Raw genomic sequence first — 21,094 nt, 5'->3', positions numbered from 1 at the left:
TTAAGCCCCTCCTTTCCCATGTGCCAGTTGATAAGCAACATCAACAATCATATCTTCCTGGCCGCCGACCATCCGCCTCCTTCCCAGTTCAACCAGGATGTCCCGGGGATCGAGGTTGAATTTCTCGGCCGCCCGGTAGGTGTGCAAGAGGAAACTGGAGTAAACACCGGCATAGCCCAGCATCAGGGGTGCATTGCGCACCACCTGGGGCCGGTGCATGATGGGTTCGACGATATCTTCGGCCACATCCATAATCTTGTAGAAATCAACGCCCGTCTGGTAGCCCAGCTTCTCCAGCACGCCTACCAGGGCCTCGGTCTGGGCGTTGCCGGCCCCGGCCCCTAAACCCCGGCAGGCACCGTCCAGGAAAATCGCGCCGGCCTCTACCGCCGCCAGGGCGTTGGCCGTAGCCATTGTCAGGTTGTTGTGGGCATGGAACCCCACGGGTACTTTCACGGCTTCCACCACGGCCCCCACCCTGGCTTTGACGTCTTCCGGCAGCATGGCCCCGGCGGAATCGGCTACATAGATAAAGTCCGCCCCGTATGATTCAAAGAGTCTGGCCTGCTCGACCACCTTTTCCGGCGGTGCCATGTGGCACATCATCAAGAAACCGAAGGCCTGCATCCCCAGCTTTTTGGCCATGCCGATGTGCTGCTCGCCAATGTCGGCTTCGGTGACGTGGGTGGCCACCCTTACGGCCTTCGCGCCGCAATGAGCCGCCATTTCCAGGTCTTCCTGGGTGCCGATGCCCGGCAGAAGCAGGACGGTCAAATTGCTATTTTTTATGGCCCCGGCCGCCGCTCTAAGCATTTCTTCATCGCTGAGCAACGCCCAGCCGTAGTTATAGGAGGAACCGGCCAGGCCATCGCCATGGGAAACTTCGATATATTCCACCCCGGCAGCGTCCAGGCCGCCGGCAATGGCGGCAATTTGCTCCGCCGTGAACTGGTGGCTGACGGCATGGCTGCCGTCGCGCAAGGTTGTATCGACCACGTGGATAAGCTTGGTGTTTTTCATGCTGCCACTTCCCCTGCTAAAATCTTTTGGGCCAGTTTTTCCGCTACGGCCACGGCGGCGGAGGTGATGATATCGAGATTGCCGGAGTACCTGGGCAGGAAATCGCCGGCACCCTCCACCTGGATGATTGTCGTTACCTTATTCCCGTCCAGCAGGGGCGGCACCCGGAGCTGGTAGCCCGGTACGTAGCTCTGGATTTCCTTTACCATGGCCTCTACCGAGGTCCGGATGGCCTGCTCATCCGGTCGCTCTACCTCTACGTAAACAGTATTGGTCATCATAATGGGCGGCTCGGCCGGGTTCAGGATAATAATGGCCTTGCCTTTTTGGGCCCCGCCCACAACGGTAAGGGCTTTAGCCGTCGTCTGGGTAAATTCGTCGATATTCTGGCGCGTGCCCGGCCCGGCGCTTTTCGAAGCAATGCAGGCTACAATCTCGGCATACCTGGCTCCCGCCGCCCTGTTGATGGCGTAGACTATGGGCACCGTGGCCTGGCCGCCGCAGGTGACCATATTGAGATTGGGCTCGGCTTTGACCTGGTCCAGGTTGACACAGGGCACGACATAGGGGCCGACGGCGGCCGGCGTCAGGTCGATGGCGATTTTACCGGCCTCTTTTAAAAGCGGGGCGTGCTGCAGGTGGGGTTTGGCCCCGGTGGCATCGAAGACTATTTTTATGTCTTTATCCTCCAGGACAGCCTGGACGCCTGCGGTGGAGGTCTTGATGCCTAGCCCGCGCGCTCGTTTGATGCCTTCGGACTCGATAATGCCGGTCATCAGGGCCATCTCCAGGTGCCGGCTGCGCAGGATCTTGTACATCAAGTCGGAACCGATATTCCCCGGGCCGATGACGGCCACTTTAACTTTATCCACTGTCACATCTCCTTTTACCATTTATTCACGGCCGGGCTTTGCTGGCCAGCAGCACCGGTTTATCCTACACAAACTTCAGGCTGAGGCTCCCCAGGCCGTGGAAGGATACGGTAAATACGTCGCCGGCGCTGGCGTTTTCGGCTGCGGTGACGGCGCCGGAGAGGATGATCTCCCCGGCTTCCAGGGCGATATCAAAGGCAGCCAGCTTGTTGGCCAGCCAGGCTACGGCTGCCGCCGGGTGCCCCCAGACGGCGGCACCGGCGCCGGTACTCGCCACTTCCCCGTTCTTTTCCAGCACCATACCGATGAGGCGCAGGTCCAGGTCTTTAATGGGTACCATGCGGCTGCCCAGGACCAGGCGGGCGCTGGAGGCGTTGTCGGCAATGGTATCCTGGAGCTTGATCTTCCAGTCGCGGATACGGCTGTCGACAATCTCAAAGGCCGGCATGATGCCTTCCGTAGCCCGGTAAACGTCGGCAATGGTTACCCCCGGGCCTTTGAGGGTGTCCTTTAAGATAAAGGCCAGTTCCCCCTCCACCCGCGGTAAAAGGAGTTCCTCTCGCCGGCAGGGCTCTCCCTCCAGGAGTAGCATGTTATCCAGCAGGTGCCCGTAGTCGGGTTCATTGACCCCCAGCAGCTGCTGCATGGCCTTGCTCGTCAGGCCGATCTTTTTACCAATAACCTTGCTGCCCCGCGCTTTCTTCATCTCTATGCCGGCCAGCTGGATGCGGTAGGCATCCTCTACCGTTAAATCCGGATAAGTAGCGGTCAGCGGTTCAATGGGCCGGCAGCTGGCTTCTGCGGCCAGGAGTTCAGTGGCAATGCCCCGGTAATCCATGTTCATGTCCTCCTTCTTTCATTACGCTTCGCCAACGTTCCCGCAGGGCACCGGCTATATATTCTGCCAGGGTTTCCGTCTCCAACCCTTGTTCCAGGCCGGCGATCAGCCGGTCACAGCCCAGCCGGGCTTCTTCATGGGGACCTGGCAGGGCTACCAGGTAAGATATACCTACCCTGCCCACAGCAATGCGTACCCCTTCTTTATGGTGACGGTTATAATCAGGTTTAAACTTCAAGATCCAGGGGGTACAGGCCTCCGGGTCCAGGCGTAAGATGGCTTCAATGCTGAAGTCCTTGTCCTCGGCCCCGACGCCCCCGGTAGTGATCAGCAATCCATAGCCTTCTTCCAGGGCCCCTTCCAGGCGGTTGGCCGCTGCTAGGGCGTCATCCTCCAGGATACCACCAAAACTCGCCTGGTAGCCTGCTTTTTCCAGGGCCGCTATAATATAAGGCGAATTGGTATCTTTGATTTTCCCGGCTATAACTTCGGCTCCGGAAGCAAAAACCATGGCTCGCCGGGCAACAGCCTGGCTGATACCCCGGGCCATGCGGGCTGATTCCGCCAGCACCCGGGCCGCTTCCCCCGGCTCCAGGGCAATGAGCCCCAGGACCCCTTCAGAGTGGACGGCAGCCCCCGGCCTCAAAGTTACCCCCGGCAAATCCGCCAGGCGCCTTAAGATTTCCTTCTCCTTGCCGGCTACTGCTTCCGCCCACACCCTGCGCCGCAGGATATCAAAGGCCACCAGCCCCGGCCGGACGTCCACCACCATTACTTCCTGAGCTGGTAGTTCCATGGCGGCGGCTGCTGCTGCGGCCACCTGGCCCAGGTCGGCGGCGGTTAGTTCAATGTTATCGATCCAGAAGGTCGTTTTCTCCAGCAAGTCCCATTCCACGGGGTAATCCCCCTTCTCATAGTATTTGACTTGGCCCCGCTTGCCATATGATGGCAACAGAATGGTGTATAATTTGCTTGAGTTGGAATGTAAAATGTTATCCTTCCGTTTATACAGAAATCCCTTCCACATCCAGGCTTAAATCCAGCAGCGGCGCATCGATAATGGCCCGGCCGACATCGACGATGTCCGCCCCGGCGGCAATTACCTCCTCCAGGCCTGCTGGCGTGACGCCGCCGGCAAAGGCGAGTTTTACTTTTTCCCGCCAGCCGCCTTGCTGCGCTGCTGTCACCACTGTTGCCAGGTCCTCCAGAAGGCCGGTGTCTACCATAATAATTCCTGCCCCGGCCCTTACTGCGGCCTCAGCTTCACCGGCTATGGGCCAGCCCTCCCCGCGGACCTGCACGGCGATCACCCGCTCCGGGTCATAGGCGCGCGCCCGGCTCACCGCCGGCTCGACGCCTCCTAAAAGGCGGACGTAATTTTTATCCAGGTAGATAAAGGGGCGTTCGGTAATACGGATACCGGCACCGCCGGTGGCGATGGCCCGGCGCAACTCGTCCCTTATTTCCGGGGCTACCTTTTTCCAGGCGCCGCAGACGACTTTAATCCGCCCCCCGGCCTGCCGGACAAAATTAGCCGCCGCCGTAGCCACCCCGGAGGGCTTACCGATGACCCCCAGGAGCATTTCTTCAGCCCGGACAATCTCCTGAGCCCCTCCTCTACCCCGGAAAACGCAGCTTCCCGTTTCCAGGGCATAACCCTCGGGGGCTATCCAGGTAACTTTAAGTCCCAGCTCACCGGCAAGCTCTTGTAGCCGGGCTGCCCCGGAGAAAATCCCCCTTTCCCGGGCGGTGATGGCAAAGACCAGGGTGTGCCCCTCCAGGGAGGCAAAGAGAAATTCCCTAAGCTCCACTGGCATCACTACCTAGAGCAGGCCGGTATCCCAGCCCGGTCGAAATCTCCGCTGCCGTCCGGGTGACCAGTTCTACGGCCAGCTGGAACCTCTCTCCTTCCAGCCGCGCCACCGGGCCAGCTACGCTAATCGCAGCACATACTTTGCCGTTATGGTCCCTTATCGGAGCAGCAACGCAACGGAGACTGTCCATAATTTCCTCATTATCTACGGCATACCCTGCCGCCCGGATCTTTTCCAGTTCTGCCTCCAGCCAGCGCGGGTCGGTGATGGTATGACGGGTGTAGCGGGGTAGGCCTTTTGTGGCAATGATGCGCTTCACTTCGCTGGGGTGGAGGTAGGCCAGCAGTACTTTGCCCACGCCGGTACAGTGGGCCGGCAGGCGCATCCCCACCTGGGAAACAATCCGCAGGGACTGCTGGCTTTCCCGCTTATCAATATAAAGTACTTCCCCCTTATCGAGGATCACCAGGTGGACTGTCTCCCCCAGTTCGTCTACCAGTTTCTGTATATAGGGGCCGGCTACCTTGCGGACGTCCCAGTTATTGGCCACAATGTTGCCGATTTCAAAAAGGTGCACTCCCAGGCGATAGCGGCCGTCAAAGGGCGACTGCTCCAGGTAACCGAAATCCCGCAGGGTAGCCAGCAACCCATGCAGGGTGCTTTTCGGCAAATCCATGGTGCGGGCTATTTCTGCCAGGGACATATCTCGCTGGTTGGCGGCCAGGAGGTCAAGGATCATTAATGCCTTGGCCACCGAGCGAATCCGCGAGGCATTATTCCGGTTATTTACTGCCATAATGCCAGCCTCCATTTCAATATAACCGCTCCGGGTTCGTTGGTTTAAGAATATAACAAGTACCGCTAGCGTATTCGACATTATCAAATGCTGTTCTGTATATCTTTAAATTCAAATTCGCCATTGAATTTAGTATTCCTGCCGTGCTACCATACTCTTTATTCGATATTATCGTAATTTTATTGGCTATATTGAACTGAGTAATTCTTGCACTTCCATAGGCAGGGCATATTCTGAGGGTAATCAGGGATAATATTAGCAGGTAAAGGAGGTACCCCGGCCGTGGATTTCCTGAGTATCATCTGGATCATCTTCCTGATCTCGGCCTTTTTACCCATGTTGCACCAGCGGCGCATCGAAGCCGCCCGCCTGCACCTTATTCGGACCTTTGAAAAGAAGAAGAATTCGCGCCTTATTACCCTCATTCACCGCCAGGAAGCTCTGAGTTTCCTGGGCATTCCCCTTACTCGCTACATTAATATCGAAGATTCGGAGCAGCTCCTGCGGGCCATTCGTCTAACCCCCGAGGATATGCCCATTGACCTGGTCCTCCATACTCCCGGCGGCCTGGTCCTGGCAGCCGAGCAGATCGCCCACGCCATTTTGAAACACCCGGCCAGGGTAACCGTCTACATACCCCACTATGCCATGTCCGGCGGCACCCTCATCGCCCTGGCAGCCGATGAAATCGTCATGGACGAAAACGCTGTCCTGGGTCCCGTCGACCCACAGCTGGGCGAGTACCCGGCGGCCTCGATCCTTAAGGTTATCGAAGAAAAGGATAAAAATGAGATTGACGACCGCACCCTTATCCTGGGCGATATCGCCCGCAAGGCCATGCGGCAGGTGCGGGAGAGCCTGGTAGAACTCCTGGCTGAAAAAATGGAGCGCCAGAAGGCCGAAGAACTGGCCACCATTTTAAGTGAAGGACACTGGACCCACGACTATCCAATAGGTGTGGAGCAGTTAATAAAAATGGGGCTGCCGGTGAAAACCGGTTTGCCCCGGGAAATATACCAGCTCATGGAACTCTATCCCCAGCCGGCCGGACGCCGGCCTTCGGTCCAGTACGTGCCCCTGCCCTACAGCCGCCGCGACGGGGGGCGGCGTTAAAAATCCCGGCCTGATTAGCCGCGTGCTTAACGGGGTTACCGGCGCCTAAAATGGCGGTACCAGGGGCAGCCGCCTTTTGTGGGCACTGCAGGCGGCCATGGCCTCTATTTTCTCTTTCGCCGCCGGCGGCGCTTCCCCCGTCAGGAGATAATGGTCCAGGACTTCATAGGTGAGGCCCATCTCGCCCTCATCAGTCTGGCCGGCCCATAGCCCCGCTGAAGGGGCTTTAGTAATAATCCTTTCCGGCAGTCTTAAGTAACGGGCCAGCTCCCTTACCTGGGACTTCACCAGGTTGGCCAGGGGCAGCAGGTCCACACCGCCGTCGCCATACTTGGTAAAGTACCCAACAGTCAGCTCACTCCTGTTGCCAGTGCCGATGACCAGGTAATTGCGCTCGTTGGCCAAAAAATACAGGGTCAACATCCTGAGGCGCGGCTTTAAATTGGCCAGGGCCAGGCTCCGCTGACCGGGTGTATAAGGTTTCCCGGTCAGCAGCAGCACCAGCCGGTCATAGACCTCGTCCAGCACCACCTCCACCGCCGGTAGTTCAAGATGGCGGGCCACAAGGCGCGCGTCCTCAGCGTCGGCAGGGTCGCTGTGACAGGGCATGATCACTCCCAGGCAATTCTCCCGGAAAGCCAGCCGACAGAGATTCGCCACCACGGCAGAATCAATGCCGCCACTTAAACCCAGGACCACTCCCCTGGCTCCGGCTTTGGCGACCTCTTCCTGCAACCATGCAACCAGGTCCGCGACCATTTTTGCTGCGTCCACAATGATTACCTCCCGGATTGCTTAACCGGCTCCAACCACAGGCCGGTAGCAGCAGATTTTAGCCGCCGGCTGAGGGCCTCTCCCCGCTGCTACGCACCTTTGCCGTTTGTGACAGCACCCCCCTGTGCTGCCGGGAACACCGGGTGACCGCACCGGGCGACCTTCTCGAATAAAAAGTCCAAGTTCTAAATCACCATTTTCGACGCCAAAACGTCGATTCCTGCCGCGGAATATCCGGCAGGAGCAGTTATAAAATAGCCCCCGGCAGCATCCTACCGGAGGCATTTATCTTCGTCTTCCTTGAAGGGTAATTTCTTAACAACACTATACCCTGTACTGGGGCATCCCACCGCCAGCCTGGGACGCCATCCCCATCTGGGCACCTGTCATGCCGCCCTGCTGGAGCTGCATTTGTTCCTGCTGCATACGCTGCTGTAGCTGGACAATCTCCTGCTGCCCGGCCATATTGAGCTGGTACCACCCCCGGGCGTGCATAACATCCCACACGGCCTTAAGGCAGTTCTGCTCATCCTGGTAAACGTTTATAAAATCCCGCCGCAGCTGGTCGTTGGCACACTCGGTAATCGCCATGTTATAGGAGCTAGTTAGAAGTTTTTCGCTCGCCAGGCAATCGCTGCAAATGGTCTTGTCATCAAAAAACTGCACAGTACCTTCCCCCTTTTTACATCATATGCTGCCCGCCCAGGTGGCGGATCAGGGTATTATAGTGGCGCTGGTGGGCCTGCTGCACAGAACTCAACACCTGCTTTAACTGGGGATCGCTGCACTGGGCTGCGTAGGCCCCGAATTTCCGGATCATCAATAATTCGTTGCTTAAATTTTCCCGGAGCTGCATTAATTCAGCCTGGGTTAAACCTGCCATAGTACGGCCTCCTTCCTAATATTTAATTTTACCAGGGATCATTTTTCCCTAATGCCTGGTGCCTATACATATAAATGGCAACCAATAAAAACCAGGCCGGAGCATTTACCCCGGCGTCAATGAAATAATTTATTTAAGCGGTTTTCATCAAAGCCGACTATTACCTGGCCGTCGACGATCAAAGTGGGCACGGCCGCCAGGCCGCCATGACGTCGGCACAATTCTTCCATGGCCCGGTCGTCTGCACTGATATCCTTTTCTTCAAAGCTAATGCCCTGCCGTGAAAGATACTCTTTCACCGTCTTACAGGTGGGTCAGGTCGGCGTAGTGTAAACAATTACATTATCCGGCATACGGCTTACCTCCCGGGAGAATTTTTTCTTAGTCTACCGGGAAGCCGCCGGTTTTATGCCTTTAGGATGAATTTATTTCCGTTTCAACAGGGAACCCAGGGCTGTTTTGGCGCCGCTTAAAGTTACACCAATAAAGCCGTACCCTTGGAGGATATTTTCCAGGGCCGCCAGCACCTGCTGGATCTCCTCTTCGGTGACGATCAAAGGCGGCTCCAGGCGGATAACATTGGGGTTATTTAAAGTATAGGCGGTGATCACCTGGTGTTTATTCATCAGTTCCCCGGCCACCAGGGACCCGAAATATTCCCCGGCCAGCTCATTCACCTTGCCCCGGGTAAGTTTGTCGAACCACCCTCCCACGGGTTGGTTAAACTCCAGGCCGATGAGGAGCCCCCGGCCGCGCACTTCTTTAATGAGGTTATATTTCTCTTTAAGCTGCCGCAGTTTTTCCAGGACGATTCGCCCTTTAGCAGCCGCCTGGCCGGCCAGGTCTTTCTCCAGGATACTCTGCAGGGCTGCCAGGCCGGCAGCTGCCGCCAGGGTATTGCCGCCAAAGGTGGATGTGTGGAGCAAAGCTTTATCCATACCACCGTAGGCTTTATCCCAGACGCCGGGCCGGGCAATATAAGCGCCAAGCGGCATGACGCCGCCTCCCAGGGATTTGGCCAGGCACATGATATCCGGTACCACACCATCGTGTTCACAGGCAAATAGATAGCCTGTCCGGCCAAAACCCGTTTGAATCTCGTCGATAATTAATAAAGTACCATACCGGTCGCACAGGTCGCGCGCCCCTTTAAGGTAGCCGTCACGGGGAACAATAACACCACCTTCACCCTGGATGGGTTCAACAATAAAGGCAGCCACGTCGCCTTTGGCCAGCCTGGCTTCCAGAACCTCCGGGTCATCATAAGGCACCGCCTCGCAGCCCGGCAGTAAAGGAGTAAAAGGACGCTGGTATTTTTCGCGGCCGGTGACCGACAGGGAGCCGAAGCTTTTACCGTGGAAAGAATTAAGGCAGTAAACAATCTTATCCCGGCCGGTAGCAGCCCGGGCCAGCTTCAAAGCACCCTCCACGGCCTCAGTACCGCTGTTGCAGAAAAAGACGCGCTCCAGGTCACCGGGCGTCACCTGCGCCAGGTTGTGGGCCAGGGCTGCAGCCAGGGGATTTAAAGAGGCCTGGAGGAGATTGGGGCGTTCCATGACCCTTTTTACGGCCGCCAGTACCTCAGGCGGGTTATGGCCCAGGTTGAGGGCGCCATAAGCTCCCAGGAAGTCCAGGTAACGCTTTCCCTCCCTGTCCCAGACGGCAATACCTTCCGCCCTGGCAAAGGCCTTGTCAAAATCCAGCAGGGCCAGCATTCCCGCCAGGCCGGGATTGACATAGCGGCGAAATAACTCCCGCGTCTCCTGGCGGGAAAACTCCATAGCCTCATCCAGGCTGAACAACTTATCTTTCGTCAATCTCTTCACGTGCCTTTCTAAATATAAAATAAAAATGACCTCAAGAGCCGCCCTCTCAAGGTCATTTTACCATCTTTACCCGCTTTTTGTCTAATGGACACGGCAACAATTTTCCCCTTCCATTGCTCCAGGCACAGCTTTTCCTTCTTTAACCCAGATACCGTCGGCAACCTCTCCCCACGCCCTGGCATAGGGAGCCAGCTTGGCGGCAAATTCGTCCGCCGTCTCGTCGTCGTGGAGCTGGGTCGTGCGGGCACCCGATTCGGCCACAATGTCGCGGAGCATTTCCGGGTTGTCAATAAGGGGACAGGGCCGGCGCAGGTTCTGGTTGAAGGGCTGCCGCTTCTGGTAGGCCCGGAAAAGGGGATTCTGCAGGGCTTCAACCAGGCTGATGTTCTTTATATTGCAGGTACTGTAATGGACAAAAGCGCAGGGTTCCACTTCCCCGGCCGCGTTAATATGGAAATAACGCCGTCCGCCGGCGATGCAGCCGTTACTGGCCTCACCGTCGTTCCAGAAGTCAACGAGAAAGATGGGCTTGGTCTGGCGGAAGTGCTGGATACGCTCGAACATCCAGGCCCGCTGTTCCGGTGTGGCCATCATCTCCAGATCAACGTCTTTACCAATGGGGATATAGGTAAAATACCAGCCGAAGGCAACCCCTTTCTCTACCAGCATATCGACAAAGGCCTCGCTGCCCAACTCCTCGGTATTATTGCGACTGTAGGTAGCCGATACGCCGTAGACGGCCCCTGCGGCCCGCATGAGGTCCATGGCCCGCATCACCCTGGCGAAAACGCCCCTACCGCGACGGCTATCGGTCTTTTCCTCAAAGCCTTCCAGGCTCAAGGCCACGGTGATATTCCCCAGGCGGACCATGTCGTCAACGAATTTTTGATCAATTAAAGTGCCGTTGGTAAAGAGATGGAAAACCTGGTCGGGGTGCTTCTCTGCCAGCCGGATAATATCATCTCTGCGCATCAAGGGTTCGCCGCCCGAAAGAACAATAAAATTAATGCCCAGCTTTTCACCTTCGGTAACGATACGATCCATGGTCGCAAAATCAAGCTCCTGCGCCCGCTGGTAGTCGCCGGCCCAGCAGCCCACGCAGTTCAAATTACACTTTTCCGTCGGATCCATGAGGATGGCCCAAGGTACGGCAACACCGAGTTTTGCCGCCCATTCCTTCTGTCGCGGTACACCGATAAAAGTTGAATTAACAAAAAAATCTATGGCCAGGCGCTGCCTGATATTGGGATGGGTCTGGGTAAGTAACCTCCGGGCAAAATGGTACCAGTTGCTGTTCCGGTCTTCCAGGACTTTTTTTACATTAGCCACTATTTCCCGGTGGTATTGATCCCGGGCCAGTTTCTCCGCCAACGCAATCAGGCGGGAAATATTCTTTTCCGGGTTATTGAGGATTAATTTTACTCCCTGTTCCAGCAACTTCTCCCCCACATAAGTTGCTGCCAGGTTCACGTTGAGGACCTCCTTTCATCGGAAATAAACGAAAATAAAAAACAAAAAGGTAGCACCTACGTCTATCAACGCCGGCTACCACCTCCCGTAATACCCAAAAGACCAATTTTTGTTTTCATTATACACTTCAGACCATTTCTGGTCAAGGGTTCACACCCGGGCAGAAACTACATCTTATATTATTCTCTTTTAGGGTCAAAACTAACAACTGGACAGGGACTCAATACTGCAAAGGAGGGCTTTATAAATGACAGTAGGCACCAAAATGCACCAGACCCTCACCAGCCTGGAAGGCGCCGCTGCCGATCTGAAAACTTTCGCCCTGGAAACCGAGGATAAAAATGCCAAGAAGCAATTTACCGACTATGCCAATCAAATAGAAAATATCGCCCAGGGCTTAAAGGGGCGCGTCAACTACCTGGAAAGCCAGGAACCCCAGTACAAAGTTTTCCAGCAGGCGCAGGGCAAAATGCAGTAGCGTCCCTTTGGCATAGCCCCCGTCTTACGGGGGCTTATATTATAGCATATGCCAGTTTAAGTAAGAATACGACGCTTTTTTACCCTACCAGTTCAAGCCGGCTCTTCTCGTATTGATATTGCGGCGGTAGAAAGCCAAGACGTATTAAATCTTCGATGAGTTTGACGACGGCAGCTACGGAACCGGTAAACATCTTTTGTTCTTCTTCATTAAGGGTAATCTCAACAATCTTTTCTACCCCCTCTTTACCAAGGATAACCGGGACGCCGGCATAACAACCATCAACCCCGTATTCACCCTGCAGGTAGGCGCATACCGGCAGCAGGCGCTTTTCATCATGAAGGACGGCTTCTACCATCTCGATAGCAGCAGCTGCGGGAGAATAAAAGGCCGAACCTTTTTGCAGGAGGGCCACAATTTCCGTGCCAGCGTTGCGGGTACGTGCGATAATCCCTTCAATTACCTCTCTAGCTCTTGTACTGCTCCCATATTTTTCTTTGAGAAGTTCCATCACGGGAATACCATTAACGTTGGCATAACGGATGAGTGGTACCATCCTATCACCATGACCTCCTAAAACCAGGGCATTGATGTCTTTAACGGAAACACCGAGTTCCCAGGCTAAGAAGGTAGCAAACCGTGAAGAGTCGAGAACGCCTGCCTGTCCATAGACCCGGTTCTTGGGAAAACCGGTTATATACTGCATAAGGGCAACCATGGCATCCAGAGGGTTGGAAATAACAATGACATGGGAATCGGGGGCAAATTTTTTTATGTTTTCACCGACCGTCTTGATAATGGTGGCATTGATAGTAAGTAAATCATCCCGGCTCATGCCGGGCCTGCGCGGGACCCCCGCCGTTACAATACAAATGTCGGCCCCTTCTATGTCATTGTAGGCATTGGTCCCCCAAATCTTGACGTCAGATTGGTTAATGCGTGCCGCCTCAGCTATATCAAGGGCTTTACCATGGGGCATGTTTTCAATAACATCATACATAACAACATCACCCAGGTGACGCTGGGCGCACAGCTGGGCAAGTACCCCGCCGATCTGGCCGGAGCCGATCAAGGCGATTTTAGGACGGTTAAATGCCATTCTAAACACTCCTGTTAAAAATTTGTTTTGCCCTGTGCAAACCATTTCCGGTCGCCATTAAGACAAAAGGGCGTATATTGAATACAGATTAAAGTATTATGTATACAGTTTTATAATTATAATTAGCCATTTATTGTGAATCTCCTTCATGATGTGAAAAAGTTTTTCATAGGAATGCGTAAAAGAGATTCTCTAACAATCCGCCTGCGGGTTATAAAGAAGTCTCCAGGTGTGGTAAGCTATAGATAAATAAATTAATCGAGGGGGAAGAAGGATGCGTAAACTTTTTTTAGCCCTGCTTGCTATTCTTCTAGTTTTTGTTATCCCCGGATGCTCCGGAGGCAAAACAGCACAACTTGAAAAGCAAGTCGCCGACCTGCAAGCCCAGCTCGCAGAAACCCGGCAAAAGCTCCAGGCTTCCGCAGAAAGGATTGCAACCCTTTATTTCATTAAAGAAACCCCCAGTGAATTTTATCTCGCACCGGAATTGCGCCGCATCGACGCCTCCCGGTTCACTGCCGAAAAGGTTTTACAGGAACTAATTTCCGGGCCTAAAGAAACTACCCTTAAACCTGTATTGCCCCAAACAGTAAAAGTTCTGGGAGTTAAGACGGAAAAAGGCCTGGCTACGGTAGATTTCAGCCAGGAAATAAAAAGTCTTAACGTGGGCTCCAGGGGAGAAGTGCTGGTACTGGCAGCTATAGCAAACACCCTTATTAAACTCCCGGAAATTGAAAAGGTGCAGATTTTGGTTGAAGGAAAAAAGCTCGAATCACTGGCCGGACATGTAGATATATCTGAACCCCTGGGTAGAAACGAAACCGTATTACTCCTTAATTGAACTAAAAAAACTTCCCCCTTAAGGCCTGGGGGCTTTTATGAAATTCACCGTCGCCTGTTTGAGGATTATGGCCACCATTCACGCCCCCAGGCACGCGTAGAAGTCTGGCCGACGGCTGACGGCCGGAAGGCCGGGTGACGCCAGCGGCCAAAAAGGCGTCATACCCCAACTACAACTTGCAGGATATGGAAGACTGACCTGCGCCCTCTCCCGGAGGGGCCCTTATGGGCCGCGAAGGGAGTGGGCGCATATTTTTTTGCCCCGGAGCCGGTACGACTTTGAAGTATAGAAAACCTTACCGGAGGTCATGAAGAAACCGCGCGCTCCATGGCCATATCCCTGGCTGCTCCGGGGTCAAACTGGAAGGCTGCAAATACAATCAATTTCGGCCTGGGTACCAGCCGTTCGCTTCTTCGATAGCCAGCTCCACCTGGCGCTGTTCCAGGGGCGCGTATTCAGGCCCAAAAGAGATCACTGCCCGTTTGGGTTCGTCCTTCTTTTGTTAAACCTTCTTATTTTTGGGCGGTCGTAATAAAGCATGCCAATAAAAGGAAGCAGTCGTTAAGGTTTATGTCCCTACCTGGCCTTACAATAAGTTTGCCTCCTTGTTTTTTGCCCTCATATATAGTACTATACGATCAGAGGTGACCGTGATGGGGCAACTTGAAAAGCTCCTCCTAAGGATAAAAAATAACCCCAAACAGGTCCGGTTTGAGGAGTTGGATAAAATTCTTCGCCGGTCAGGATTTCAAAGAAGGCAGCCCGGCAAAGGATCCAGCCATTACATATATATCAAGGGATCTGCCGTCATTGTGATCCCTTATCATCAACCTCACATTAAAGCTATCTATGTGGAGCGAGCTATAAAAATACTTGAGGGAGTGATAGGCAATGACTAAAAAGGGCCTGGATTATTACATGACCCTCCCCTACCGAATAGTCCTTTATCCTGCTGAAGAAGGCGGGTACGTAGTCGAAATACCCGATTTGCCAGGATGCTTAAGCCAGGGAGAAACTATAGACGAAGCAATGGCCATGATTCAGGATGCTAAAAGATGTTGGTTAGAAACCTCCCTGGAATTGGGCCACCCTATACCAGAACCCACCCCGGAAGAGTATTCCGGAAAGCTGAATATCCGTATCCCAAAATCCCTTCACCGTACCTTAGCCGAAAAAGCTAAAGAGGAAGGTACCAGCCTGAACCAGCTTATCATCTACCACTTATCCCGGGGAACCGGGTATAAAGGGTAGGTAATTCGGTACTATCTCAATCAATTCGGCACCAATTGGGCACCAAATTAAAACGCTGAATTTGTTTTCTCTGATAGCAATAAAATTCACCGCCGCGTGTATGAGGGTTGTTGCTATTAGCCACGCCCTCAAGAACGCGGCGGGACCCGGCCAGCGGCTGAACAAAAACGGCCCTGCTCATTGTTTCCCCTCATAAAGATAGCGGCGAAAGTTTTTCGCCATATCCCGCGGGCCTGCGCCCATACCTATTATTTTTAAGGCCTGCTCTATATCCTCTGCACTTCTGTCCACAGGTTGAGATAATTCCTTTCTTAAGAAATCCACTTCCATTTCGGTATTAAATTTTCTTTCAAGGTTATTTACCCTTGCTTCCAGCTCATTAAGCCTTTGCTCGAGACCCACTGGCACTTCCCCCCCTAGCTCATTACTTTACTTTAAATATATCACGTTTCCTTCCTCTATACAGCCATCTGTATAGCTCTTTTAAAAACACCGGGTATTAGGACCCGGCGGCCAGATCGTTCTCGTTCAACCGGCTGATGGCGATAAATGGATTAACCTGCAGGGTACCGATGGCCTGGGCCACGTCAAAGACATCTTGGTCGGTGGCCGCTGGTTTCACCCGGCTGTAGGAGCGCAGCCGGTAAACGGGCTGTCCGTTTGTATCGGTCCCCGTCTGCGGGCTTCCTGCCAGGAAATCGGTACAATTATCTCATATTTTCTTTTCCTAGCCATAAAAAGATCACCTTTTTCTAGGCGGTGCTAGTGTTCCGTGTAATTTTAGATACACAAGATTTTTGGCCCAACTACCCGATACTATACAATAAAAAACGGTTTATAGGCCATTTGTTAAGCCCATAAACCGTTGATTCTCAAGGTGGTGCGAGAGGCGGGACTTGAACCCGCACGGACCAAAAGGTCCACGAGATTTTAAGTCTCGGGCGTCTGCCGGTTCCGCCACTCTCGCATAAACATTGCGCCCTCATTATAACATACACTCTAGCCCTTTTTCAACATCGATTCAACGTCTTGATTTCAAGAATCAAGCACATAAAAAGTGGCGCTGGCCGTAGCGACCAGGCGGGTTTCTACCGTCATCACCGCCTGCGTTTGTATGATTCGACTACCCGCATGAACTACTGAACCGCGGCAGGTAATCTCTTCGCCCTCCCGGACAGGTTTTATATAGTTAAGATTTATCCCAACAGTTGTAAACACCTTCGCCAATCCCCGGATAGAAGCACCCATAGTTGCATCAGCCATGGCTGCAAACACACCGCCATGGACGTAATTCCATGGATTCAGGTGTTTGCTGGCTATTTTAAGCCTGGTTTCCGCCTGTCCCGGCTCAACGCGTATAAATTCAATTTCAAGCAGCTCTATGAAAGGATTGGCCGGAACCCCCTGTACCCCGCCATTCATAATCAGCATCACCCCACCCTGAAAATGACTACTCTACAAGCAGGCATTTTTGCTCGCTCCCTGGTCCTCGCGGATCAGTCTCAGGCCCGGCCAGGGTTCCCGGCCCATCCGGCATCCTTACCTTATATCCGGCCGAAGGCCTCCCTGTCCCCGCTCCCGCTCCCTGGCTTCACCGGGGCTGTCCAAACGCCCGGACCAAGTCGCTCGCTCCAGCAAATGCCAGCCCGTTATTATGGCCGCTATCAGGCGGCATGCGTCTCAAACATAAATATAGGAGACCATTTCTTTTGGGAAATGGTCTCCATAAAACCTGGAGGCGCGGGCCGGATTTGAACCGGCGGATAGCGGTTTTGCAGACCGCGGCGTTAGCCACTTCGCCACCGCGCCATGATAAAAAATGGAGCGGAAAACGGGATTTGAACCCGCGACCCTCGCCTTGGCAAGGCGATGCTCTACCGCTGAGCTATTTCCGCTCGCTCACTGCATGTTAGATTATAGCACGGGTAAAAAGCCCTGTCAAGGCATTCCGGGCTCTATGTCGATAATAGCGGCAATAAATTTCAGGATACCACACAAAAGCATATTCCTACTTCCTGGATACCTCATGACCGCCAAACTCATGGCGCAAGGCTGCTACTACCTTGGTGGCGAAGCTCTCTTCCTGCTCGGAGCGATAACGCATCAGCAGCGCTGCCGTGATTACCGGTGCGGGTACCTTCAGCCGTATGGCTTCTTCTACTGTCCAGAGGCCTTCCCCAGATGAATAGGCTATATCCTTTATGCTTTCCAGATTGTTATTTTTGCTAAGGGCACTTTCCGTTAGATCTAAAAGCCAGCCCCGGATCACCGAACCGTGGCGCCAGACTCCTGCAACTGCCCTGAGATCAAGTTTAAAGGGGCCTTTAGCCAAGATCTCCATACCTTCGCCAATGGCCTGCATCATGCCGTATTCAATGCCGTTATGAACCATTTTGACATAGTGACCGCTGCCCGGGGGCCCGGTATGAAGGTACCCTCCGGGAACGGTTATATCTTTGAACAAAGGCTCCAGGTAGGCAAAGAGCTCTTCCTCGGCACCAATCATACAGCAGGCGCCGTAGCGTGCACCTTCCATACCGCCGCTGGTACCGGAATCGGCGAAGCGAATGCCCCTGGACTTCAGATATTCGTAGCGCCGCAGGGTATCTTTATAATAGGAGTTACCTCCGTCTACGATTATGTCACCGGGAGCAAGAAGGGGTAAAAGCTGTTCAATGACTTCATCTACGGTTTTACCTGCCGGGATCATGAGCCAGATAAGGCGGGGAACACCCATCTGTTCCACCAATTCTTCCAGGCTGTAGGCTCCTTTAACCCCCCGGGCAACGGCTTTATCTACTGTCGACCTCGTGCGGGCGTAACCTAGAACTTCATGACCATGGTCCAGCATATTTAAGGCCAGGTTAAGGCCCATTTTACCCAAGCCTATTAAGCCGACGCGCAAAAATTGTATCCCCCTTTTGTTATATGTGAAATTATCACTCGGATAAATATACTGTGACCATGTTTTAGTATGATAATATGCTCGCCTTATAATCCATCCTTACTGCCCTTTCCCGGGGAAACGGGAAATAATTCTTCCCGGCTGATAGCCTATCTCCCGTCTCCTCCTTGAACCCTCCCGGTCAAGACATACTCCAGCTCCGCCTGGACAGACGGATTGGTAAGGGCAAAGACCAGATCACCTGCTTCCAGGACCGTATTCCCACATGGTACAATGGCCGAATTACCCCGGACAATAGTTACCAGGATACATTCGTTGGGAAAGGGTATCTCTTTGATTTTTCGCTTTAGGGCGGGGGAATCCGAAGCAAGTTTAAACTGGATCATGTTTAAATCTTTAATGCCCTGCATCCACAGGGCAGTAGTTGCATCAATATCTACCGTTTCCTGGATTAATCCCAGGATAAGGGAGGCCGGACCAACTACCTGGTTGACCCCCAGCCAGCGGAATAGCTTTTCATTGCCAGGATTATTTACCAGGGCCAGGGTACGTCTGGCTTTAAACTGGCGCTCTGCCAGCTGGCAGATTACCAGATTATCCTGATCATCATCCGTTATAGCTATAACAATATCAGCCTCTTCAGCGCCTGCCTTTTTTAGCACCTGGGGGTTGGTTCCATCACCGATGATTACCGGCAAACCGAGTTCCTCTTTAATTCTTTCTCCCTTTTCCAGGTCATGTTCCACAAGAACTACTTCACAACCCCAGGCCGTACATTGTTTGGCTACCTGATAACCCACCTTGCCGCCACCGACTATGACAACCCTCATAGTTCAACTCCTCTCTTCTATTGTATCTATTCGCTGCCGCATGCTCGCTTCCTGCCACTGGAATATTTTATTCCTCCATAGATGCTTTGCAGGTGTACTAATTAATTTTAGCGCCGCCCTGAAGGGGCGGCGCCGTTATAATTATTTAACTTGTTCCAAGGGCTTGTCGTGCTTCTAACAGTAGCTCTTCCTGGGTAGGAGGAGGCTCCGGTTCTTTTCGTCCGGCGTTTCTGGCAATACGGCTTAATGCCAGCCAGCGCTGCTGTATGCGGCTATAAAGGCGGGTTACGTAGTCTACGAGTTCTTCTTCAAGCCAGGCCTGCAGGTAATTGCTAACGTAATCCCCGGCGGAAGCATCCCCGAGTTTATAATAGGCAGCCTTGGTACCCCGTACACGGCCGCCGGTGGTATAGGGCAACCACCACGGCCGGTAAGGGTCGTCGCCATTATCACTATGTAAATACCGGATGTATTTGCTGTCGGCAAGAAACGTTAGGGCAGGTTTTATCCAAAAACGGGGAGCAGCACCAACGTGTAAAACACGGCCATCTCCCAGGAGGAGCAGGTGCCACTGGACGGCCCGGGCCCGGCGCAGGTAGGCAGTTCCTGCCGGGGATGGCACGCCCTGCAACTGGAGGATGGCAGCTTCATCAGGGGATATACTCCCTTCCATCGCCATGCGGGCGTAGTTAAAATTTATTTCCTGTTTATTCTGCTCCTGTAAAGACTTTATGGCATGTAAGACTTCTTCTTCCAACTCCGGCCAGATAATGTCAGGCCTGCCTTTCCAATTAGGCCCAAGCTTGTTGGCCACTCTTTCGAGCTGGGATTTTACGGTACCCTGTTGTAAACCCAGGGCTGTAGCTATCTCCCAGCGCTTTAAACCCGCCCTTGCCAGCAAGGCTACTTGAAGTTCGAGATTGGCCAGTTTAAGACGGGCATCAATAGGTTTCTGGCGTTCTGAGGCCATTTTCTTATTTTCCCCTGGTATAAAAAGGATATCTGTTACTCAACTCTTTATACATATTCGGCAGTTATGAAGATAATCCTTCTCCTTTACGCCTTCATCCCTTGTTCGCAACTTTGGAAATTAATTCCTACACTTTTACTTAATAAGTCAGGCTTACTGCTCCTTTTTCCGTAACTACATACGTATCCTCCACCCCGGCGCTACCCTGCCCCGGAAAGACAAATTTGGGCTCCAGGGCAAAGACCATCCCCTCTTCCAGGATAGTCTTATCTCCCATGGCAATAACCGGCCATTCATTCAATTCCAGCCCGACGCCGTGCCCGATATATCTCATTTGCCGGCCGTGCCCCATAAAATGTTCGCTTAATCCTGCAATACCGGCCATCTTCACGGCAAGGTCATAAAGCTCTCCTGCCGTTACCCCGGGCCTGGCCTCCTCCGCCACCCTGGCCGCTATCTCCACGGCCACTTCCTGGGCCTTCTGCAGGACGGCAGGTGCGCCTTTATCCAGGTAAATGCGCGTCTGGTCGACGGTATAGTCACCGTATACGCCCGCATAATCAATTAACAGGGGTTCCTCCTTTTCCCACCGGTGCCAGCCGGGACCCATGGGATACAAGGGCGTAAGGCCGCTCCCGGCTAAGGGCAAGTCGTAACAGGAAACCATGGCCGAGTTCGCCCCGGCCGCTACAATGCCCGGTATCAATCCCTGTTCCTGGCCTCGGAAACGTTTCGTGCCCTGGTGGCCAAGGCGGCGCGCACGGGCTTCAAATTCAGCAGCTATTTCCAGCTCCGTCATTCCCGGTCTTATCACGTTGCTTATGTATTTGAAAACTTCGGCGTGCCTGCCAGCCGCATAACGCAGGGCGTCGAGTTCGAGGTCAGATTTGACCATACGCTGGGTTCGTAAAATACGACTTACGTCTTTCCACTGGCAATCGGGAAAAAGCTCCTGGTAACGGCGGAATAGGTTTAAAGATATGACATCCATTTCTAAACCCAGGCACTTTAACCCATGCCGGCCAGCTTCGGCAAGTAGCAAGGGGATTTCCCTGAAGTTTTTCAGGGCTATCACCTGGCTTAACGCCGTCTCGGCCTGCGCCCTGGAGACATCCCTGTAGACCATGAGTAAAGGCTCTCCCGATGCGGGAATAAAAAGATGGCAGCTCTGGGCGGTGCCGCTAAGGTAATACAGGTCGGCGGCCTGGAAAATGAAGGCGCCGTCTAACCCCAGGGTATGGATAACCTCCTGGAAACGCCTGATCCGTTGCCTGCATTCCGTCCCGTTCATGTCTATCCCCCATAAGCTAAAAG

At 53.6% G+C, this 21,094-nt stretch carries 23 protein-coding genes, 3 tRNA genes and 1 pseudogene; 4 read left to right on the top strand and 23 right to left on the bottom strand.

All coding sequences use genetic code 11. The features are described from left to right. The 6 genes from dmpG to NWF31_RS06340 all read right to left on the bottom strand — a co-directional run bounded on the left by dmpG (window position 1) and on the right by NWF31_RS06340 (window position 5,340). The gene (gene dmpG, locus NWF31_RS06365; RefSeq protein WP_258359662.1) at window positions 1-1,020 is read right to left on the bottom strand and encodes a 4-hydroxy-2-oxovalerate aldolase; all 1,020 of its coding nucleotides are present in this window, start codon (window positions 1,018-1,020) and stop codon (window positions 1-3) included. Next, the gene (locus NWF31_RS06360; protein ID WP_258359661.1) at window positions 1,017-1,892 is read right to left on the bottom strand and encodes an acetaldehyde dehydrogenase (acetylating); all 876 of its coding nucleotides are present in this window, start codon (window positions 1,890-1,892) and stop codon (window positions 1,017-1,019) included. The genes dmpG and NWF31_RS06360 overlap by 4 nt, the downstream gene beginning before the upstream one ends. Window positions 1,893-1,956: 64 nt before the next feature. Continuing rightward, the gene (locus NWF31_RS06355) at window positions 1,957-2,730 is read right to left on the bottom strand and encodes a 2-keto-4-pentenoate hydratase (protein WP_258359660.1); all 774 of its coding nucleotides are present in this window, start codon (window positions 2,728-2,730) and stop codon (window positions 1,957-1,959) included. Next, window positions 2,705-3,625: a molybdopterin-binding protein gene (locus NWF31_RS06350; RefSeq protein WP_258359659.1), complete on the bottom strand. Its 921-nt coding sequence runs from the start codon at window positions 3,623-3,625 to the stop codon at window positions 2,705-2,707. Before NWF31_RS06350 ends, NWF31_RS06355 begins: the two co-directional genes overlap by 26 nt. Before the next feature lie 109 nt (window positions 3,626-3,734). Continuing rightward, window positions 3,735-4,547, bottom strand: a complete 813-nt coding sequence (locus NWF31_RS06345; protein WP_258359658.1) for a nicotinate-nucleotide diphosphorylase — start codon at window positions 4,545-4,547, stop codon at window positions 3,735-3,737. After that, entirely contained in the window at window positions 4,531-5,340 is an 810-nt protein-coding gene (locus NWF31_RS06340; RefSeq protein WP_258359657.1) for an IclR family transcriptional regulator, read from the bottom strand. Before NWF31_RS06340 ends, NWF31_RS06345 begins: the two co-directional genes overlap by 17 nt. A 282-nt stretch (window positions 5,341-5,622) precedes the next feature. Between NWF31_RS06340 and NWF31_RS06335 the strand changes: the two genes are divergently transcribed. Next, a complete protein-coding gene (locus NWF31_RS06335; RefSeq protein WP_258359656.1) occupies window positions 5,623-6,453 on the top strand; it encodes an SDH family Clp fold serine proteinase in 831 nt (276 codons plus the stop codon). A gap of 45 nt (window positions 6,454-6,498) precedes the next feature. On the opposite strand, the gene nadE is transcribed toward NWF31_RS06335, so the two are convergent. From nadE to NWF31_RS06305, 6 genes and pseudogenes are all read right to left on the bottom strand, one after another. Further along, a complete protein-coding gene (nadE, locus tag NWF31_RS06330; protein ID WP_277998874.1) occupies window positions 6,499-7,212 on the bottom strand; it encodes an NAD(+) synthase in 714 nt (237 codons plus the stop codon). A 339-nt stretch (window positions 7,213-7,551) separates the two neighbouring features. After that, window positions 7,552-7,893 (bottom strand): spore coat protein, encoded by a 342-nt coding sequence (locus NWF31_RS06325; protein ID WP_258359654.1) that lies wholly within the window; start codon window positions 7,891-7,893, stop codon window positions 7,552-7,554. A 16-nt stretch (window positions 7,894-7,909) separates the two neighbouring features. Next, window positions 7,910-8,110, bottom strand: coding sequence for a hypothetical protein (locus tag NWF31_RS06320; protein WP_054935738.1), 201 nt, complete (start codon window positions 8,108-8,110; stop codon window positions 7,910-7,912). A gap of 116 nt (window positions 8,111-8,226) precedes the next feature. Further along, window positions 8,227-8,412 (bottom strand): annotated as a pseudogene (locus NWF31_RS06315) (glutaredoxin family protein); the annotation flags it as partial. 123 nt (window positions 8,413-8,535) lie between these two features. Then, window positions 8,536-9,936 (bottom strand): aspartate aminotransferase family protein, encoded by a 1,401-nt coding sequence (locus tag NWF31_RS06310; protein WP_340674356.1) that lies wholly within the window; start codon window positions 9,934-9,936, stop codon window positions 8,536-8,538. A gap of 81 nt (window positions 9,937-10,017) precedes the next feature. Further along, window positions 10,018-11,406: a radical SAM/SPASM domain-containing protein gene (locus NWF31_RS06305; RefSeq protein ID WP_340674355.1), complete on the bottom strand. Its 1,389-nt coding sequence runs from the start codon at window positions 11,404-11,406 to the stop codon at window positions 10,018-10,020. 247 nt (window positions 11,407-11,653) lie between these two features. Between NWF31_RS06305 and NWF31_RS06300 the strand changes: the two genes are divergently transcribed. Further along, window positions 11,654-11,884, top strand: a complete 231-nt coding sequence (locus tag NWF31_RS06300; protein WP_258359652.1) for a DUF1657 domain-containing protein — start codon at window positions 11,654-11,656, stop codon at window positions 11,882-11,884. A gap of 79 nt (window positions 11,885-11,963) precedes the next feature. Here NWF31_RS06300 and mdh read toward each other — a convergent pair whose 3' ends face one another. Next, on the bottom strand, window positions 11,964-12,983 hold the full coding sequence (mdh, locus tag NWF31_RS06295; RefSeq protein WP_258359651.1) for a malate dehydrogenase: 1,020 nt from the start codon (window positions 12,981-12,983) through the stop codon (window positions 11,964-11,966). Window positions 12,984-13,257: 274 nt separating this feature from the next. On the opposite strand from mdh, the gene NWF31_RS06290 reads away from it, so the two are divergent. Further along, the gene (locus NWF31_RS06290) at window positions 13,258-13,824 is read left to right on the top strand and encodes a GerMN domain-containing protein (RefSeq protein ID WP_258359650.1); all 567 of its coding nucleotides are present in this window, start codon (window positions 13,258-13,260) and stop codon (window positions 13,822-13,824) included. Between the two features lie 891 nt (window positions 13,825-14,715). After that, window positions 14,716-15,075, top strand: a complete 360-nt coding sequence (locus tag NWF31_RS06285) for a type II toxin-antitoxin system HicB family antitoxin (RefSeq protein WP_258359649.1) — start codon at window positions 14,716-14,718, stop codon at window positions 15,073-15,075. Between the two features lie 177 nt (window positions 15,076-15,252). On the opposite strand, the gene NWF31_RS06280 is transcribed toward NWF31_RS06285, so the two are convergent. The 10 genes from NWF31_RS06280 to NWF31_RS06235 all read right to left on the bottom strand — a co-directional run bounded on the left by NWF31_RS06280 (window position 15,253) and on the right by NWF31_RS06235 (window position 21,071). Then, window positions 15,253-15,477 carry a hypothetical protein gene (locus NWF31_RS06280; protein WP_258359648.1) on the bottom strand — a complete coding sequence of 75 codons (225 nt, stop codon included), beginning with the start codon at window positions 15,475-15,477 and terminating at the stop codon, window positions 15,253-15,255. A gap of 97 nt (window positions 15,478-15,574) precedes the next feature. Beyond that, the gene (locus tag NWF31_RS14920; protein WP_422880251.1) at window positions 15,575-15,697 is read right to left on the bottom strand and encodes a DUF1659 domain-containing protein; all 123 of its coding nucleotides are present in this window, start codon (window positions 15,695-15,697) and stop codon (window positions 15,575-15,577) included. Between the two features lie 256 nt (window positions 15,698-15,953). Then, a tRNA-Leu gene (locus NWF31_RS06270) sits at window positions 15,954-16,042 on the bottom strand. A 68-nt stretch (window positions 16,043-16,110) separates the two neighbouring features. Continuing rightward, on the bottom strand, window positions 16,111-16,497 hold the full coding sequence (locus tag NWF31_RS06265; protein ID WP_258359647.1) for a PaaI family thioesterase: 387 nt from the start codon (window positions 16,495-16,497) through the stop codon (window positions 16,111-16,113). Between the two features lie 311 nt (window positions 16,498-16,808). Beyond that, window positions 16,809-16,884 (bottom strand) — tRNA-Cys (locus NWF31_RS06260). An 11-nt stretch (window positions 16,885-16,895) separates the two neighbouring features. Continuing rightward, window positions 16,896-16,970 (bottom strand) — tRNA-Gly (locus NWF31_RS06255). Between the two features lie 113 nt (window positions 16,971-17,083). Beyond that, the gene (gene gnd, locus NWF31_RS06250; RefSeq protein WP_340674359.1) at window positions 17,084-18,028 is read right to left on the bottom strand and encodes a phosphogluconate dehydrogenase (NAD(+)-dependent, decarboxylating); all 945 of its coding nucleotides are present in this window, start codon (window positions 18,026-18,028) and stop codon (window positions 17,084-17,086) included. Between the two features lie 101 nt (window positions 18,029-18,129). After that, window positions 18,130-18,810, bottom strand: a complete 681-nt coding sequence (locus NWF31_RS06245; RefSeq protein ID WP_258359646.1) for a potassium channel family protein — start codon at window positions 18,808-18,810, stop codon at window positions 18,130-18,132. Between the two features lie 145 nt (window positions 18,811-18,955). Further along, entirely contained in the window at window positions 18,956-19,780 is an 825-nt protein-coding gene (locus NWF31_RS06240; RefSeq protein ID WP_258359645.1) for a helix-turn-helix domain-containing protein, read from the bottom strand. Between the two features lie 139 nt (window positions 19,781-19,919). Next, on the bottom strand, window positions 19,920-21,071 hold the full coding sequence (locus tag NWF31_RS06235) for a M24 family metallopeptidase (protein ID WP_258359644.1): 1,152 nt from the start codon (window positions 21,069-21,071) through the stop codon (window positions 19,920-19,922). Between the last annotated feature and the right edge of the window lie 23 nt (window positions 21,072-21,094).

Origin of the sequence: Neomoorella sulfitireducens, from assembly GCF_024733845.1 — a bacterium.
Taxonomy (GTDB): Bacteria; Bacillota; DSM-521; order Neomoorellales; family Neomoorellaceae; genus Neomoorella; species Neomoorella sulfitireducens.
This window is presented reverse-complemented; position numbering and strand designations above follow the sequence as displayed.